17 protein-coding genes are annotated in these 17,425 nt (G+C 54.4%); 11 read left to right on the top strand and 6 right to left on the bottom strand.

Going from position 1 to position 17,425, the window contains the following annotated elements:
• Nucleotides 1-439 precede the first annotated feature (439 nt).
• The 3 genes from H9I52_RS17980 to H9I52_RS17990 all read left to right on the top strand — a co-directional run bounded on the left by H9I52_RS17980 (nucleotide 440) and on the right by H9I52_RS17990 (nucleotide 2,924).
• Nucleotides 440-1,747 carry a DUF349 domain-containing protein gene (locus H9I52_RS17980; RefSeq protein WP_139515092.1) on the top strand — a complete coding sequence of 436 codons (1,308 nt, stop codon included), beginning with the start codon at nucleotides 440-442 and terminating at the stop codon, nucleotides 1,745-1,747.
• A gap of 135 nt (nucleotides 1,748-1,882) precedes the next feature.
• Complete coding sequence (locus H9I52_RS17985) at nucleotides 1,883-2,104, top strand: DUF2795 domain-containing protein (protein ID WP_019948259.1); 222 nt, start codon at nucleotides 1,883-1,885, stop codon at nucleotides 2,102-2,104.
• A 79-nt stretch (nucleotides 2,105-2,183) separates the two neighbouring features.
• On the top strand, nucleotides 2,184-2,924 hold the full coding sequence (locus H9I52_RS17990; RefSeq protein ID WP_187455011.1) for an ABC transporter ATP-binding protein: 741 nt from the start codon (nucleotides 2,184-2,186) through the stop codon (nucleotides 2,922-2,924).
• Nucleotides 2,925-3,009: 85 nt separating this feature from the next.
• Here H9I52_RS17990 and H9I52_RS17995 read toward each other — a convergent pair whose 3' ends face one another.
• The 5 genes from H9I52_RS17995 to H9I52_RS18015 all read right to left on the bottom strand — a co-directional run bounded on the left by H9I52_RS17995 (nucleotide 3,010) and on the right by H9I52_RS18015 (nucleotide 8,055).
• Complete coding sequence (locus H9I52_RS17995) at nucleotides 3,010-3,534, bottom strand: GNAT family N-acetyltransferase (protein WP_187455012.1); 525 nt, start codon at nucleotides 3,532-3,534, stop codon at nucleotides 3,010-3,012.
• A 90-nt stretch (nucleotides 3,535-3,624) separates the two neighbouring features.
• Complete coding sequence (locus tag H9I52_RS18000; protein WP_187455013.1) at nucleotides 3,625-4,797, bottom strand: lycopene cyclase family protein; 1,173 nt, start codon at nucleotides 4,795-4,797, stop codon at nucleotides 3,625-3,627.
• Between the two features lie 64 nt (nucleotides 4,798-4,861).
• On the bottom strand, nucleotides 4,862-5,509 hold the full coding sequence (locus H9I52_RS18005) for an RBBP9/YdeN family alpha/beta hydrolase (protein WP_187455014.1): 648 nt from the start codon (nucleotides 5,507-5,509) through the stop codon (nucleotides 4,862-4,864).
• Between the two features lie 177 nt (nucleotides 5,510-5,686).
• Nucleotides 5,687-6,550, bottom strand: coding sequence for a TIGR00730 family Rossman fold protein (locus H9I52_RS18010; RefSeq protein WP_139515097.1), 864 nt, complete (start codon nucleotides 6,548-6,550; stop codon nucleotides 5,687-5,689).
• Nucleotides 6,551-6,795: 245 nt separating this feature from the next.
• Nucleotides 6,796-8,055, bottom strand: coding sequence for an ABC transporter permease (locus H9I52_RS18015; protein ID WP_139515098.1), 1,260 nt, complete (start codon nucleotides 8,053-8,055; stop codon nucleotides 6,796-6,798).
• 194 nt (nucleotides 8,056-8,249) lie between these two features.
• On the opposite strand from H9I52_RS18015, the gene queA reads away from it, so the two are divergent.
• The 8 genes from queA (at nucleotide 8,250) to H9I52_RS18055 (ending at nucleotide 14,424) form a co-directional block, all read left to right on the top strand.
• The gene (gene queA / locus H9I52_RS18020) at nucleotides 8,250-9,299 is read left to right on the top strand and encodes a tRNA preQ1(34) S-adenosylmethionine ribosyltransferase-isomerase QueA (RefSeq protein WP_139515099.1); all 1,050 of its coding nucleotides are present in this window, start codon (nucleotides 8,250-8,252) and stop codon (nucleotides 9,297-9,299) included.
• A gap of 117 nt (nucleotides 9,300-9,416) precedes the next feature.
• The gene (locus tag H9I52_RS18025; RefSeq protein WP_187455015.1) at nucleotides 9,417-10,127 is read left to right on the top strand and encodes a 2-C-methyl-D-erythritol 4-phosphate cytidylyltransferase; all 711 of its coding nucleotides are present in this window, start codon (nucleotides 9,417-9,419) and stop codon (nucleotides 10,125-10,127) included.
• An 83-nt stretch (nucleotides 10,128-10,210) separates the two neighbouring features.
• Nucleotides 10,211-10,990, top strand: coding sequence for an enoyl-CoA hydratase-related protein (locus H9I52_RS18030; protein WP_187455016.1), 780 nt, complete (start codon nucleotides 10,211-10,213; stop codon nucleotides 10,988-10,990).
• 320 nt (nucleotides 10,991-11,310) lie between these two features.
• The gene (locus tag H9I52_RS18035) at nucleotides 11,311-11,898 is read left to right on the top strand and encodes a DUF4142 domain-containing protein (RefSeq protein ID WP_187455017.1); all 588 of its coding nucleotides are present in this window, start codon (nucleotides 11,311-11,313) and stop codon (nucleotides 11,896-11,898) included.
• Between the two features lie 38 nt (nucleotides 11,899-11,936).
• Nucleotides 11,937-12,179, top strand: coding sequence for a hypothetical protein (locus H9I52_RS18040; RefSeq protein WP_139515103.1), 243 nt, complete (start codon nucleotides 11,937-11,939; stop codon nucleotides 12,177-12,179).
• Between the two features lie 44 nt (nucleotides 12,180-12,223).
• A complete protein-coding gene (locus H9I52_RS18045; protein WP_187455018.1) occupies nucleotides 12,224-12,817 on the top strand; it encodes a DUF4142 domain-containing protein in 594 nt (197 codons plus the stop codon).
• An 88-nt stretch (nucleotides 12,818-12,905) separates the two neighbouring features.
• Nucleotides 12,906-13,577: a DUF4142 domain-containing protein gene (locus tag H9I52_RS18050; protein WP_187455019.1), complete on the top strand. Its 672-nt coding sequence runs from the start codon at nucleotides 12,906-12,908 to the stop codon at nucleotides 13,575-13,577.
• A gap of 154 nt (nucleotides 13,578-13,731) precedes the next feature.
• The gene (locus H9I52_RS18055; protein WP_187455020.1) at nucleotides 13,732-14,424 is read left to right on the top strand and encodes a TMEM175 family protein; all 693 of its coding nucleotides are present in this window, start codon (nucleotides 13,732-13,734) and stop codon (nucleotides 14,422-14,424) included.
• A gap of 54 nt (nucleotides 14,425-14,478) precedes the next feature.
• Here the strand turns inward: H9I52_RS18055 and uvrA are convergent, their stop codons facing one another.
• Nucleotides 14,479-17,397: an excinuclease ABC subunit UvrA gene (gene uvrA, locus H9I52_RS18060; protein ID WP_187455021.1), complete on the bottom strand. Its 2,919-nt coding sequence runs from the start codon at nucleotides 17,395-17,397 to the stop codon at nucleotides 14,479-14,481.
• Between the last annotated feature and the right edge of the window lie 28 nt (nucleotides 17,398-17,425).

Here is a 17,425-nt window from a genome sequence, read left to right on the forward strand (position 1 = left end):
CCGGCGGCAAGGTAAAGCAGTCTATTGGAAAGTCAGAAACACCGGGTGGCGGGCCGCGTACGCGCTGCGCATTTGCATCTTTGCCCAGAGACTATATTTTGCGTCTTGATCGTTCGTATTCTAGGTTAGAGCTTACCGTATTGTCAATCTGTCATTTCTAACAATTTTCCACTTTTAACCCAACTCCTTCGCGGGCTTCTGCATAACCGAGCGGGCCTGCCGTCCGTAGCCTAATCCGTTAACCAACTCTTTCCCAGAAAGCTCAATCGCAAGGCCGCCCGGCTCTGCCTCGACCAAAGGTAGGCAGCTTGGGCTGGTTTCCGGAGCCCGCCGAGGATCGGGCCACGCAGCGAATTTCCGCTGCAAAACGTAAACTTGCACTAGGTTTTCTTCCTTTACAACCATTTCGCCACCTATTCCTCCCCGCCCTATCTTAACTATGGAACAAACTGACCACTTGCTGGCCGAAGCCCGCCGTTATGGCTACATCGAGGGCGACCAGGTGTGGCTTCGCCCGTTTATGGACTTGCCCGCGCGGCAGGTTGGGCAAGTAAAAGAATCGGAAGAAGCTTCGCTGCGCTATTTTGCACAGCGTTTTGAAGTATTTCGGGGCAAAGTAGAAGAGCTGCTCACCAAGATCGAGGAGTCGGAGAACAAAGGCTCCTTTTTGATGAAGGCCCTGCACCTGAAAGAGCAGATTGCCGCCTACGACGGCCTCGGCGACTTCGAGAGCCTGCACCGCCGCCTCACTGAAGCCGAAGAATCCATCAAGGTTACCATTGCCCGTAACCGCGAGAAAAACCTGGCCACCAAGATCAGCCTGATTCAGGAAGTCGAGGCGCTGCAACACACGATTGATTGGCAGACTGCCACCGAGCAACTCAAAGAACTGCGCCAAACCTGGATCAAAACCGGGCCGGTTGACAAGCAGCTTACCGAGGAGCTCGAAACGCGCCTGCGCGTAGCCATCGACCACTTTATGGTGAAGAAGAAAGATTTCTTCGCCGACAAGAAGGCTATGGCTAACCGTGTGTTAGACAAGTACATGGATCTGATTCGACAGTCGGAATCGTTGCAGAACTCCGAGGACTTTGAAGGCACCACCAAGAAGCTCAAGCAGCTGCAGCAAGACTGGAAAGAGGTAGGCGGCTCGCTGCCCCGCAAGCAAGCCAACGACCTCTGGACGCGCTTTCGGGCGGCGCACAACCACTTTTTCGAGCGCCTGAAAGAGCACATCAGCACCAAGCGCGTCGAGAGCAGCCGCGACACCCAGATGGAGGACAATCTGTCGCGGAAACGGGCGCTCGTAGCCGAAGCCGAAGCCCTGCTTAACCGGCCCATGTCGGAAGCGGTAGCGAAGGCCAAGGAACTGCAAATGGCCTGGAAAAAAGTCGGGCCCGTGCGCGGCGAAGAATCGGATCGGGTGTGGGAGCAATTCCTGCTAGCCTGCGATAAAATATTCGAACTCAGCTCGTTAGAGCATTTTATTCGCAAGCGCCAGCCTACCGGCAGCGAGCCGGGCACGCCCGAAGACCAGGTAAACGTGCGTGTGCAAGCCCTCCGCGATTTCATCAAGTACGACCGGCAGGAACAGGAAGCGCTAGAGGACAACTTGGGCAAACTAAGCTCCTCACCCGGCAACGACGCCTTCCGAACTATGCTCCAGGGCAAGATCAGGGCGTTTGAGCGGAAAATTCGTACCAAAAACGAACTGATCGAAATGTTACGCAAGCGCTTAGTTGCGTAGCCCAACCTTCATTTGTATTTTACGTTGTCCTGCTGAAGCAACTATAACCTTGCCGCTGTGTCATACTGAGCCTCGGCCGGATTATTGCTTGCTAGATTATACTTTTGCCAACCTTTTTTTGTAGCACACACGACTATGTATTGGACGCTGGAACTTGCTTCGTATCTGGAAGACGCCCCCTGGCCTGCCACCAAGGATGAATTGATCGACTACTCTATCCGTTCGGGCGCCCCGATGGAAGTTGTCGAAAACCTGCAGGCGTTGGAAGATGACGGCCAGCCCTACGAAAACATCGAGGAAGTATGGCCGGACTACCCGACCAAAGAAGACTTCATGTTCAACGAGGACGAATATTGAGTTGTAGACGTGAGAAGTCAGACATGAGCCGTGCGATGTCGTTCTGCTGGACTATAGTTTGAACGAGCTCGCATTTCGCATGGCTACTCTCTCACCTCTTGAGGTTGAAAATTTGGTTGCGGGGTATGAACAGCGCGTTCTGCTTCGCAACCTTTTTTTTGCGGTGCCTGAGCCTGCATTTGTAGCCATCGTCGGGCACAACGGATGCGGCAAAACCACCCTTTTCCGAGCCCTTACCGGGCGTTTGCCCTACGAAGGCACCGTAAGAATAAGAGGCCGGGACTTGCGCACGGTGCGGCGCCCTGCCGAAACGGGCCTACTGGCGTACTTGCCGCAACGCAGCAGCGTGGGCTTTCCCATCACGGTGCGGGAACTGGTTGTGATGGGGCGCTTTCGGCACCACCGTTTTCTAAGTTCTTATAAATCTGATGATTACGCATTAGCAGAAGAGGCGTTAGAGCGCGTCGGGGCGTCCCACTTGATCGACCAGGACTTTACTCTGCTTTCCGGCGGCGAGCAACAATTGGTGTGGCTGGCTCAGTTAGCCCTACAGGATGCTAGCCTGTACCTGCTCGACGAACCCACCCAGCAACTCGATGTGTACTACCGCAGGCGCGTTTTCGACCTGCTGCAAACTTGGGTGCAGAAGCAGCGCAAAACCGTCCTGTGCATCACCCACGACCTTGAAAACTTATCCAGTCTGCCCGGGTACCTGCTGAATCTTTCGCAGCCGCGGCCACAACTGGAGGCCTTATCGCCTACGACAGTGCAGGCTGCCCGCTCCTTCCTAGAAAGCGAAGAGAGCCTGCCGCGCTACTAGGTTTAGCCACGTACTCCCTACATTATTCCGTTAGAAAGCTATTATATAACTATCTGACAATAAGAAAGTTGTATAATTGGTGAATTTAAGCTTCTACCGCGCCGGTAACTGGCTTTTCCAAGCGTAGCAACACCAGCGGCTGCCGCGGTACGCCCGCATTGTGATCGGTAGGAAACGGTTCGGGCTGACCAGTGCGCTGAAAGCCATGCCGCTCGTACCACGCCAGCAAATCGGGGCGGGCCTCTAGCACAGTCATCGTCAGAAATTGGCAGGCGTGCTGGCGTGCAAAATCGTTAGCGGCCCCCAAAAGTTGGCGCCCGAGGCCCTGCGCCTGCCGCGCCGGCGACACGGCCAGCATGCCCACATACAGCCGCGTACCCTGAGGCTGCACGTACACGCAGCCCACCAGCTCGTCGGCGTGCAGCAAGGTTAAAATGGTGCCGGTTCGCAGGAGTTCAGTCAGGGATGCTGCATCGGTCCGGGGGCCATCCAGCAAGTGCCCTTCGGACGTCCAGCCGGCCTCCGTGCCTCGGTAAGCCTGATTTATTAAGGATACCAAGGCCGGAATATCCGCAACTGTTGCAGGGCGTGTGAAGAACGGGACAGTCATGGGAGTAATAACAACAGGTCAGGAAACAAAAACGCGGATGATAACATCAAAGCGCAAAATTACAATGTGATTCGCGCCTTTGCTGCTTACTCATAGCTTGCGTTGCCCCGGCCGGCCGCGCAGCACGTGCCCAATGGAGCGCAGAAAAGGCCAAGGTGTGACAGAGTTCATAACCTGCAGATTTTCAGCCCACGACGTGCGCTCATCCAGAAAATCCAGAATGCGCTCGACGGGGTTGCGCGCAAACAACTCCGTAAAAAGGTCGCGCGTCGTTTCTCCGCGGCGCTGCATGATATCGAGCAATAGCGTATCAAACAGCCGAAATTGCCACCGGTCGCCTGTGGGGTCGGCGGGCGGCGCGCCGGTAGCTGCCAGTGCCGCCACCAGCCGTGCCGAATGCTCCTGAATGCGCTTGAAGGCATAGCCCGTGCTGGGTTTCGCACGACCGGCCCGCGTACCCAAATTGATGATACGTGTGCCCGAAGTAGCTGGCAGCGGGTGATCGGTCATCGGGATTGCGCCAATCTCTTCGGCCTCGATCCGATACTGCTCTAAGCCCAGGGTATCACGCAGGTATTTTTTTATAAACTCTTCATAATCACACTTTTGAAGAATACTGCCTGAGAACAAGGTGTACTCCACTAAAGCCCGCCGCTTACTAAATGGCAGCACATACATAAACCGCGCTTCCTGCTCCTGCGCACCCCGAAAATCCATAAACTCAACCGTGGTCGGATCGAATACATCGCGGTCTGTCTCAATCTCCCAGCCCACAAAATGCTGCAGGAGATAGCGGTATTTATCGGGCCGCCGCGTAATTTCCGGTGGCCGACTATCAAAAACATAACGCGCTGAATAACTACGCGTTGCAGTACCAACCAATACACCATCAGACGTATCTTGGATGCTTGTAACCGTGTCCTGCACAAAGGCAAACTGCGGGTTATCGGCCAGCGCATTTCGCACGAAACGGTAGAAATCCAGCCCCCGGATCATTTTGTAGCGGTAGCGCTCCAAGTCGAATACCTTCTCTAGCTCTGGGCTGCGAAACGCCAGTTTTTGCCATTCATGCGCCACAATACCGTCGAAAGGCGTTGGCGAATCGGCCCAAAACGACCATGTGCGGTCATTTTGGTCTTTGGCCTGCGGCTCAATAATCACTACTCGCTTATCGCGCAGCCGCGGCTCGCAGCTTAGGTAGTATGCCAAACTCAGGCCCGCCGCACCACCACCGGCCAGCAGGTAATCACAATCGTAGTTCACAGCGACAAAAAAAGCACGCGCCCCGGTATAATGTTCAGGACGCGTGCTTTGTAGGGCAGATTCGTTATACCTGTACTGAATCAGCAGGCTCGGTTAGGGTGCCGGCCAGATCGCGGATCGCATCAAGTACATCTGAATCAAGCTGCGAGCTAAAGTGCTGACGGCCAGCCAAAATGCTAACATTGGAATGCAGGCGCTCGACCCACAGACGCTCGTTTTCCTGAAACCCCGATGTATAAGGGTCATCGTCGGAAAGCAACACTGTGAGTTTGTTTTCGGGAATCAATTGCCGGGCCGCCTCATAATCGATGGGCGCATGAATCCAGTTGAGGATGTCCTGCCACGGGCTATCTACTGAAAACCAGCCCGCTACACACAGTACACCACCAATTAGCGGTGGATTCTTAGAATATTGCGCGGCCACTTGAGCCAGATAGTGCAGAATGGCCAAACAGCCCACGCTGTGCCCCACCAAATACACGTTGCCGTTCAGCTTTTCAGGTGGCAACACCTTGGCCAAGTGCTCATTGGCTCGCTCGATAACCGGCAAATCCCATGCCGGCATGTTTAGCAGATGCACTTGATAGTTCGCGTCTGCAGAAGATTCCAACTGTTGTTTCAACCACGGATACCAGTCGTCGGAAGGCGAACCACCCCACCGCGGAACCACGTACACCTGCTTTGTCTTATTAGCTTGTAAATTTTCTTCCATTACCTGATCGGTATTTTTTTGTATGTAATTATTAATCAATATGTTACACAACAATCAAATTCTTGAAATGCAACTCCTTAAAGATAATGCAAACAAGAGGGTTCAACAAATACCAACGAACGCAAAAAGCCGGACGCACGTCCGGCTTTTCGGTACAGTCGATCTTCAGCAGTATGCTTAGAAGTTGGGCGAAAGCAGGTATTTGGAATAGAAATCGTCGATAATTTTTACCGCCGAAGCCGCATCGTCCACGATCTGAACGAGGTTCATGTCCTCCGCAGAGATGTTGCTTTCTTCGTGCAGCATGATCTCTTCAATCCACTTGAACATGCCGTTCCAGTAGCGCGAGCCCACCAGCACGATGGGGAAACGGCCGATTTTCTTGGTCTGAATCAGCGTGATGGCTTCAAACAGCTCGTCGAGGGTGCCAAAGCCGCCGGGCATACCGATGAAGCCCTGTGCGTACTTCACAAACATTACTTTGCGCACGAAGAAGTAATCGAAGTTGATCACTTTGTCCGGGTCGATGTAGATATTATGCGACTGCTCGAAGGGCAATTCGATGTTGAGGCCTACCGAACGGCCGCCTTCCGAGCGGGCTCCTTTATTGCCCGCCTCCATGATGCCGGGGCCGCCACCCGTGATCACGCCGTAGCCGTGGCGCACCAGCTTGGCCGCAATTTCCTCGGCCATCTGGTAATAAGGGTTGTCGGGCTTGGTGCGGGCAGAGCCAAAAATGGACACGCAAGGGCCGATTTTGCCCATCTTCTCGAAACCTTCTACGAACTCGGCCATCACCTTGAAGATCTGCCACGAGTCGGCAATCTTGATCTCGTTCCAGTCCTTATCGACGAAGGCTTTGCGGATGCGCTGCTCGTCGTCGAGCACTGTGGTACGCTCGCCGTGCTCTTTCTCGCGCAAGTCACTGATAGTCTGCGCTTTATTATCGTTTACATTAGGCTGAACGATGGTTTTGCCGCTGCCCGCATTTAAGGTTTCGTCGGAAAATTTGGTCTTGCTTGTTTTTTTAAGTTTGCTCATGATCACTGCACTTTTCGCCCGAAACCCGGCTGTTTTTTCGGTAGCCGGCGTTGCGAACGCAATTTTTTGAAAGAAAATAGATAAAACCCGGGCTCGGCCTTGAAAGGAGCGGCTTTTTCGCTTGCCGACGAATACGGGGCGTGCAAGATAGCACTTCGCCCAACTCTGACAAGTCCGGAGAAAATAATTGACCGCGGATTACACTGCCTTGGGAAGCGAACGGGGATGCGAAAAAGCGCTGACTGCTACTTCGATCGGATGGCGATTACGGGGTCCATGTTGGCGGCCAATACGGCCGGAATGATGCCCGCCAGCATCCCAATGACAACCGACACGGTCAGCCCCAGCGCGATGTTGCCGCCCGACAGAAACAAGGGCATGGAATCCTGAGGGATAATCGTGATCAAAAAGACCAGGAAAATGCCCGCCGCTCCACCAATGAGGCACAAGAAAATCGCCTCGAACAAAAATTGGAACAGGATAAAGTAGTTCTTGGCGCCCAATGACTTTTGAATGCCGATGATGTTGGTACGTTCCTTCACCGATACAAACATGATGTTGGCGATACCGAAACCGCCTACCAACATGGCAAAGCTTCCGATCACAGCGCCTGCAACTCCGATTACCGAAAACAGCTTGGTGATAGCGTTGGCCAACATTTCGGGTCGGTTCAGGGCAAAGTTGTCTTCCTCGCGCGGCTTTAGCCCGCGGATGTTGCGCAGCACGCCTTGCAGCTCGTACTCAAGGTTGAGCAGGCCGGCATCTTCGTCGCGGCCTTTGACGGCGATAGTCGGCGTAACCCCCGTCATGCCGCCCGTGTTGAGGGCAAACATTTTGGTGAAGGACGTAAACGGAATCAGGCAATTGGTGTCGTTACTGGGCGTATCGAGCAATTTCTTGCCTTCTTTCTGCATCACCCCGATCACGATAAACTTCTGACCGCGCGATTTGAATTCGCGGCCCAGCGCTGTACCGTTAGGAAACAAGTTTTGTGCGATATCGGCCCCGACCACAGCTACGTTGCGGGCCGATTCAATTTCCTGAGGTGTAAAATAGCGACCTTCAGCAATGGGCACATCCGACACCTTGCGGAAGTCAAACGTCACGCCCTGGAAGTTACAGTCTGACAGGCTGTTGCTTCCGGCTTTAAAAGTATTGCCGCTGGTGCTGGCAAAAATGGCAATGCCGTTGTTATTGGGACCAAGGTTCTTTTGCAGCTCCCGAAACTCGCGCACGGAAGGTACAGGCCGGTTAAAATATTTCCACCAAGGATAATCGCCCCCGAATGCCCAAGGCCACTTGGCTACGTATATAACTTTATCGCCTACAAAGCTCATGCTCTGCCGCACGTTGGCTTCCAGCGAATCGACCACCGCAAACACGGCAATGATGGCAAAAATGCCCACCGTAACGCCCAGCAGCGAAAGAATGGTACGCAACAAATTCGATTTTAGAGCTTGCCACGCAAAGCGGAAACTTTCCAGGGTCAGACGCAGAGTTTTCATGAGCTTGGGGCTAAACGACTGAGCAATAAACAACTGGCGTAAAACAGTGCCCTAATGAGTAGGCACCTAGTTATCAACCATTTAGCTATTCAAGCCGATTTCGGGCGAAAAGTAACGATTTATCCGGCCAATGTCCGTACTTTCGCACCCTCAAATTTTTCATTAGGTTCCCCACCTATTGCCCAAACTGTCCCATGAAACTGTCCGAGTTCAAATTTGACTTGCCTGAGAGCCTGCTAGCACAGCATCCCGCCAAAAATCGCGACGAATCGCGTCTGATGGTGTTGCACCGCGACAGTGGCAAGATTGAGCACCGTGTCTTCAAGGACATCATTGAATATTTCGACGAAGGCGATGTTTTCGTTGTCAACGATACCAAAGTGTTTCCGGCGCGCCTCTATGGCAACAAGGAAAAAACCGGCGCCAAGATTGAAGTTTTCCTGTTGCGCGAGCTGAACAAGGAAATTCACCTGTGGGATGTGCTTGTTGATCCGGCCCGTAAGATTCGGGTTGGCAACAAGCTCTATTTCGGCGAAAGCGACATGGTGGCGGAAGTGATCGACAACACTACCTCGCGTGGCCGGACCATCAAGTTTCTGTTCGACGGCTCCGACGAGGAGTTTTACAAAGCGTTGCACGACCTAGGCGAGACGCCCCTACCCCGGGAAGCCATCACCCGCGATGCTGAGCCTGCCGACAAAGACCGTTACCAGACCATCTATGCCAAGCACACAGGTGCCGTGGCAGCCCCTTCGGCGGGCCTTCACTTCACGCGCGAGGTTATTAAGCGCCTGGAAATCAAGGGCGTAGACATGGTGCCGGTTACATTGCATGTAGGCTTGGGCACGTTCCGCCCCGTGGATGTGGAAGACCTGACCAAGCACAAAATGGACTCGGAGAACTTCATCGTACCGGCCGAATCGGCAGTGGTGGTGAACCGGGCTTTGGATGCCAAAAAGCGTGTGTGCGCCGTGGGTACTACCTCGATGCGGGCGCTGGAGTCGTCGGTATCGGCCAACAGCCGTCTGAAGGCCAACGAAGGCTGGACCGACAAATTCATCTTCCCGCCTCACGAATTCAAAATCGCGAATACGCTGCTCACGAACTTCCACATGCCCGAAAGCACGCTGATGATGCTGGCTTCGGCATTTGCGGGTCACGATTTTCTGATTGAAGCGTACCAAACGGCGATCAAAGAGAAATACAAGTTCTTCAGCTACGGCGACGCCATGCTAATTCTGTAATTGGCAGCGTAGCGCTTTGCCTGGCTCTTGGCCGGAAAAAAGTCTCCGTACACTCTTAAAAGCCCGGTACATTTGCCGGGCTTTTTTATTGTCAGATACCAAGCAGTTTCCTGGTTTATGAGCACGAGCAAAGGAACGACGCTCCCCCGATTTGCCATCTTGGTAGCAGGCGGCAGCGGCACGCGCATGGGCGCCGACCGGCCCAAGCAATTTATGGAACTGCTGGGCGAGCCAGTGCTTCTGCATACGTTGCGGCGCTTCACCGAGTCGGTGTTGCAGGTGCAACAGTGCGTGGTGGTGCTCCCGGCCAACCAGTTTACGACTTGGCACCAGCTCTGTGCGCAGCATGGGATTTCGATTCCACATACCGTGGTGGCCGGCGGCGTGACACGCTGGGCATCGGTGCGTAATGGGCTGAAGTTCCTGAGTGAGCCTACGGAAGGAATTGTGGCGGTACACGACGGCGTTCGGCCCTTGGCATCGACAACTATTATTGAGAACACGTACGCGGCCGCGGCTGAGCACGGAGCAGCCATTGCGGCCGTCGCCCCCAAGGATTCGGTGCGGGGGCTATCAAAAGAAGGCTCGTACGCCATGGACCGATCGCGGCTGCGGCTAGTTCAAACGCCCCAGTGCTTCGAGCTGAACCTACTGCGTCGGGCTTACGAGCTGCCCGAGTTGCCTACCTTCACCGACGACGCCAGCGTAGTGGAAGATCTTCACACAATTCATTTGGTAGCAGGAGATTATAGCAATATCAAAATAACTACGCCCGAAGATTTGGTACTCGCCGAAGCCCTGATGCGCGCCCGCCAAACTGCCGATTAGCATGGGCGTTTCGCCGCGGTTCCGGGCGTTCCGAGTACCTTTCAGCGTTTCCACCCGTTTTCCACCCGCCAACTTTTGCCCTTATGTATACCTGCCTGCTCTACGACGTGCGCGACGCTGTAGCCACCATTACCCTCAACCGGCCCGACGTTTTTAATGCTTTCAACGATCCGCAGAGCTATGAGCTACAGGATGCCCTGAAGCAAGTAGCCCGCGATGCGTCGGTGCGCGCGGTAGTGCTCACGGGGGCCGGGCGCGCCTTCTGCTCGGGCCAAGATCTGAAAGCGGCTCAAGGCGACGAGAAGCGCTCCTTTTACGACTCGCTGCACAAGCGCTACAACCCTATCATTCGGGCGATGCGCAATTTGCCCAAACCCATTATCGGGCGCCTCAACGGGGTGGCGGCGGGCGCGGGCTGCTCGCTGGCGTTGGCCTGCGATGCGCTGATTGCCTCTACAGAAGCCTCTCTTATTGAGGTATTTATCAATATTGGCTTGGTGCCCGACTCGGGCTCGTCGTATTTTTTGCCGCGCCTTGTGGGCACCCTGAAAGCGTTTGAGCTCTGCACCTTGGGCTCGAAGGTTACGGCCGAAGAAGCGCTCCGGCTGGGCCTTGTAAACCAAGTAGTGGCTCCCGAGGAGCTGGACGCTGCCGTGGCGGCGCTGGCCGCGCGCTATGCTGCCGCGCCCACCAAATCCATCGGCTTGATCAAGCAAATGTTGAACAAAGCCGGCGCTGCTTCGCTGGACGAAATGCTTGATTACGAGGCTTATTGCCAACAGATTGCCGGCGAATCGGCAGATTACAAGGAAGGCGTAACCGCATTTTCCGAAAAACGCAAGCCCGTGTTCAAAGGCCAATAAGGCCTGCTTGGTACCTGACACCTCACCCGAAAGGCCGCTGATTGCTCAGCGGCCTTTTTTATGGTGACGACCGCAGCTATTTTTATATTAATTATTTGATATACAGATAATTACGTAAGATATAATCCTTGGACCTAATAGTGAGGAACAGCGGCTTGCTTCAGGTGATGCCGCGGGGTAATGGCGTTACTGATGCAGGTGCGACTGAAACAGGCAAGGCTTCTCGTGATGCCGAAACCAGCCCCGAAGTAAACCACTGACCCATGCCGCCGTATAGTCCCCTACTACCCAGCGACATTGCTGTCTAATTACCTTAGTTTATGCGCCTCGCTCGTCATGTTGTTCCGGTTGTAGTACTGCTCTTAGCTGCCAATGCTTGTTCGCCCGATGCCAGCAAGAAGGACCCCGTCGCGGAGGCCAAGTTTCAGAACGAAAAGCGCATCCGCGATGAAGCCATCACGGACAAGCAAGAGCACGACGCGGAATTCATGGTCACGACGGCCAGCTCCGGCATGCTGGAAACGGAACTAGCTAAGCTAGCCCAGCAAAAAGCCGCCACGCCCGGCCTCAAAACGTTTTCCCAACAGTTGCTGACCCAACACAACGAGCTGAGCGGCGCCTTGCAGGCGCTGGCTAGCCGTAAGGGCATCGTGCTGCCGACGGGCATGAGCGAAGATCAGCAGTCGCAATACCGCGACGCCGCCGGCCTGACGGGCACCCAATTCGATAAAAAAGTAATGGACCTGCTGGTGAGCGCCCACGAGAAAGACGTGGATGCATTCGACGACATGAGCGACGACGCTTACGACGGCGACATCCGCGGGTTTGCAGCCAAATACCTGCCCACGCTAAAAGACCATCTTGACCAAGCCAAAGAATTGAAAGACCAAGTCGAAAAACTTCCTTAAATCATAATTAATTCATTATCAAAACCTTACCTAAACTTATGAAAACTCGCTTTTTGTTTGCGCTGCCTTTGGCGGCGGCCTTGGCCCTTACGGGTTGCAACAACGCCGAAAAACGCACCGATGGCACGGCCGGCGAAGCCGTGACCAACATAGATTCGGCCGCTGCCGAAGGGGGCGTAAAAGCCGACGCGACTGTGATCGACAACGACGCGGGCGCCAATGTGACGGTTGACGCCGATTCGGCCGCTGCGGCCGATAGCACCAGCGCCATGAAGAAATAGCGCTGCTGGATTTCGCCTAACCACTTCTTTACCAAGCTCTTACCATGAAATACTTTGCTTATGGTTTCCTCGGGCTGGCTTTGCTGCTCGGTGGCAGCAGTTGCTCATCACGCCAGGATGCGGTTGATACTGCGCAGAAGGAAAACGAAGCCAAAACCGCCGCCCAGCCTAACACGCCGCCGGCAGTAGAGGATGACAAGAACTTCGATTCGGAATTCATGACCAAAGCCGCCAGCGGTGGTATGCTGGAGGTAGAGCTTGGCACCGCCGTAGCAGCGAAAGGCGCTACGACCGAAGGCAAGCAATTTGGTCAGATGATGGTGAAAGACCATACCAAATCCAACGCCGAGCTGAAGGCCATTGCTGCCCGCAAAAACATCACGCTTCCTACCGCTCTCGGCGACGACCATCGCAAAGTGTATGAGGATGTTACGGGCAAAAAAGGCGCGGACATGGACAAGGAATACCTCAAGGAAATGGTGAAAGACCACGAAGAGGACGTGAAGGAATTCACGGAAGCTTCCCAAAAAGCCACCGATCCGGAGATCAAAGCTTTCGCCACCAAAAACGTACCGGTGCTACAGCACCACCTCGACATGGCCAACAAAATGAAAGATGCTGTCGAAGCTCGAAAGTAACTAATTATCTATCAATACGTTACAGAGTACTTTATACTACTCTTTTCGCTCTCTCCTACTACCAAACCAAACCCAAAATTCTCTCACTATGAAAATCACCACCCTTAGCCTGCTGTGTGCGGGTATGCTAGCCCTCGGCGCGTGTAGCTCCAATAGCGGCAAAACCGAAGATGCCAACACGGCCGGCGGCAACGCGGGCGACAACTACATGAACAGCGCCACCAACGGCGACACGTCTGCCGCCAGCATGCCAGCCGGCGCCGATACCAGCAAAGCCTCGGCCATGAACTCGAGCACGGCCCCTGCCGATATGAACGCCAACATGGCTCCCATGACCGATGCGGAATTCATGATGAAAGCCGACGAAGGCGGGCATAACGAAATCGGACTCAGCAAATTGGCCCTGTCGAAAGGCGTAACCGGCGAGGCCAAAACCTATGCCGACAAAATGGTAGCCGACCACACCAAAGCCGGCGCCGAACTGAAGCCCATTGCGCAAAAGAAGAACGTGAAGCTCCCCGGCGACATGGATGCCGAACACAAAACCATCCGCGACAACATGACCAAGCTCTCGGGTAAGGAATTCGAGAAAGCGTACATGGACCAAATGGTAACGGATCACGTGAAAACGGTAGCGCTGTTTCAGAGCGAGATCAAGAACGGCAAAGATGCTGATGCTAAGGCATTTGCGTCCAAGACTTTACCTGTCATTCAGCAGCACACCGATATGGCCAAGAAGGACAGCAACATGAAAATGTAAGCGTCTTTTAGTCAATACCTTACAAAAAGCCGCCTCCGATAACCGGAGGCGGCTTTTTGTTTGCGCAGTGCTTGCTACTTCTTGTTCAGTGCAGGTGCTACCTTCTATATTTAGACCGATTGCGGCGCACCTTCCCGCGGTCGCAGCGTGCCCCATGAGCCACTCCGACGAAAGACTACCGCTCCAGCAAGACGACCGCATGGAGTTTCAGGTCGAGCGGATGATCTTGTTTACGGATGCCGTCTTTGCCATTGCTATCACGCTGTTAATCATCGAGATAAAAGTGCCAGAAATGCACCATCCGACCGAGCAGGAGGCCCTGGGTGCCCTGTTCCGCATAACGCCGAAGTTTGTAGGTTTCTTTATCGGCTTCTTCATCATTGCGATTTATTGGGTGGCCCATCACCGCATTTTTCGCTTCGTGCACAGCTACGATAGCAAGCTCATCTGGATCAACATCTTGTTTCTGCTGAGCATTGTGGTTATGCCTTTCACCACGGCTTTTCAAAGTGAATACGTCAACCTGAAAACGCCTTGGATTGTGTACAGCATCAACGTGGCATTTACTGGGTTTATGCAGGTACGCTTGCAGTCTTACCTCCGCGATCCGGCCAACGGAATTGTGCGGCCAAGGGCAGTGGGCCACCCAGATTTGGACTTAGCACGACCCTTGATGTCGCCCGCAGTATTTTTGCTCAGCATTCTGCTGGCCTTTGTACTTCCGGGCTTTATGCTGCGGATGCTCCCGATGGTGCTTTTCCCACTTTTTAGCATCTACGTCCGCCGACGTTACAATCGCCAGGCGCAGGCATATAATCATCAAATAACCAGTGGGTTAGCAGCATAAATAAAAAGGCCCTGCACGTAGCGCGAAGGGCCTTTTTATTTAGTGAATTACAGGCTAGGCCGCGGTTTCTTCGGCGTACTTGCTGGTTTTCAGCTCGTCTGCCAAAAACTTACCGGTGTAGCCTTTCTTCAGCTTGGCTACCTGCTCCGGCGTGCCCTGGGCCACGATGGTGCCGCCGCCCCCGCCGCCTTCCGGCCCCAAATCGATGACGTGGTCGGCTACTTTGATTAGGTCGAGGTTGTGCTCGATGATGAGGACAGTGTTGCCCTTGTCGGCCAGTTTTTGCAGCACATCGGCCAACAACCGTATGTCCTCGAAGTGCAGGCCGGTAGTGGGCTCGTCGAGGATGTAGAAGGTCTTGCCGGTGTCTTTCTTGCCGAGCTCGGTGGCCAGCTTCACGCGTTGGGCTTCGCCGCCGGAAAGCGTGGTAGCCTGCTGCCCCAAAGTTAGGTAGCCCAAGCCTACTTCATTGAGCACCTGAATCTTACGAATGATTCGCGGCTGATTTTCAAAATACTCCACGGCTTTCTCAACGGTCATGTCGAGTATATCAGTGATGCTCTTGCCTTTGAAGCGTACTTCCAGCGTTTCGCGGTTGTAGCGGCGGCCTTTGCACGTTTCGCAGGGCACGTGTACGTCGGGCAGGAAGTTCATTTCGATGGTGCGCATGCCGGCTCCTTCGCAGGTTTCGCAACGGCCGCCCTTCACGTTGAACGAGAACCGGCCGGGCCCGTAGCCCCGGATTTTGGCTTCGGGCAACGAAGCAAACAGCTGCCGAATCTCGGTAAACACTCCGGTATAGGTCGCCGGGTTGGAACGCGGCGTCCGACCGATCGGCGACTGATCGACCTCGATTACCTTATCGATAAGATCCAGACCTTCAATACTTTGATAGGGCAGCGGATCGCGCTTGGCGTTGAAAAAGTACTGATTCAGAATCGGATACAGCGTGTCGTGAATCAGCGACGACTTGCCCGAACCCGATACGCCCGTCACGGCGATGAACTTGCCGAGCGGAAACTTGGCTGTTACGTTTTTCAGGTTGTGGCCTTTGGCACCTTTTAGCACCAATTCGCCGCCTTCGCCTTTGCGCTTCTTCTTGCGCAGCTCAATGTGCTTGGCCCCGCTCAGATACTGCGACGTGAGGCTACCCGACTCGAAAATCTCCGTGGGTGACCCGTGTGCCACAATGTGACCGCCGTGCACGCCCGCGCCAGGACCAATATCCAGCACGTAGTCGGCATGCATGATCATGTCCTTGTCGTGCTCCACCACAATCACGGAGTTACCGATGTCGCGCAGGTGTTGCAGGGCCTTTATAAGGCGCTCATTATCACGCTGATGCAAACCAATACTGGGTTCGTCCATGATGTAGAGAACGCCGACTAGCTGCGTACCAATCTGGGTGGCCAAGCGAATACGCTGCGACTCGCCGCCGCTCAAAGTCCGGACGGAGCGGTGCAAATCGAGGTATTCCAAGCCCACTTCGAGCAGGAAGCCGATGCGCTTGCGAATCTCTTTGAGCAGCTCGCGGGCAATCAGGTTCTGACGATCCGACAGGCGGCTTTCCAGATCTTCAAACCAGTTGCTCAGCTCTTTAATGTCCATCACCGACAACTCGCCGATGTTTTTGTCCGCAATTTTAAAGTGCAGCGACTCGCGCTTCAGGCGGTAGCCGTGGCACTCGGGGCACTCCTTGGCCTGCGTGTACTGCTGAATCCACTCCCGAATATTGTCGGAGTCGGAATCCATCTGGCGGCGCAGAAACGGAATAATTCCCTCGAAGGGCTCGATGTAATTGGCCTTCTTCGGGTCAGCGTCTTCCTCTTCCGGAATGCCGTAGAGCAGACGCTGCACCAAGTCTTCGGGCAGCTTTTCGATCGGCGTCGAGAGGCTGGCTTTGTTCTTTTTCAGAATAAGCTGTAGCTGCTGAAAAATCCAGATGTCGCGGTACTCGCCCAGCGGCGCAATACCGCCGCGGCTGATGCTCAGCTTCTTATCCGGCATTACGGTTTCCTCCGTGATCTCCTGCACCTCGCCTAACCCGTTGCAGGTTGGACACGCGCCGTAGGGTGAGTTGAACGAGAACGTGTTTGGCGCCGGGTCGTCGTAGGCAATGCCGGTGGTCGGGTCCATGAGAAAGCGCGAGAAGAACTGCGTTTTCTTTGAGTCGGGGTCGAGTACCAACATGGTGCCTTTGCCGTGGGTCAGAGCATTTTGCACCGAGCCCGACAGACGGAACCGATCTTCGGCCGTCACCTTCAGCCGGTCGATGACGATCTCAATATCGTGAATCTTGTAGCGGTCAACCTGCATTTTGGCCGTGATGTCGAGCAGTTCGCCATCGACGCGCACTTTCGTAAAGCCCAGTTTAGCAACCTGTTGGAAAAGTTCGCGGTAGTGGCCTTTGCGCCCCTTCACAATGGGGGCGAGCACCACCAGCTTGCGGTCGGCGAAGTGCTTGAGGATGTAATTAATGATCTGCTCGTCGCTCTGCCGGATCATCTTTTTGCCCGTGGCGTAGCTGAACGCTTCGGCTGTGCGGGCATAAAGCAAGCGCAGAAAGTCGTAGATCTCGGTAATAGTACCCACCGTGGAGCGCGGGTTGCGCGAGGTGGTTTTCTGCTCGATGCTGATCACCGGCGACAGCCCCTCAATCTTATCGACGTCGGGACGCTCTAGGCCGCCCATGAAGGAGCGTGCGTAGGCCGAAAACGTCTCCATGTAGCGACGTTGTCCTTCGGCATAAATCGTATCGAATGCCAGCGACGATTTGCCAGAACCCGAAATGCCTGTAAATACCACCAGCTTGCCCCGCGGAATCTGAACGGACACGTTCTTCAGGTTGTGCTCGCGAGCGCCATATACCTCAATATAAGGGGCTTCCACATCCGTGGCATGGCCATTGGAAGAGGGTGCAAGCGCAACCGGTTGAGAAATGGACTTGGGAGCGGCAGTTGTTTTCTTGGCCATGCAGTGCGAAGCGAATAAGTCCGCAAAG

The organism is Hymenobacter sp. BT491, assembly GCF_014349165.1.
GTDB classification, from domain to species: Bacteria; Bacteroidota; Bacteroidia; order Cytophagales; family Hymenobacteraceae; genus Hymenobacter; species Hymenobacter jejuensis.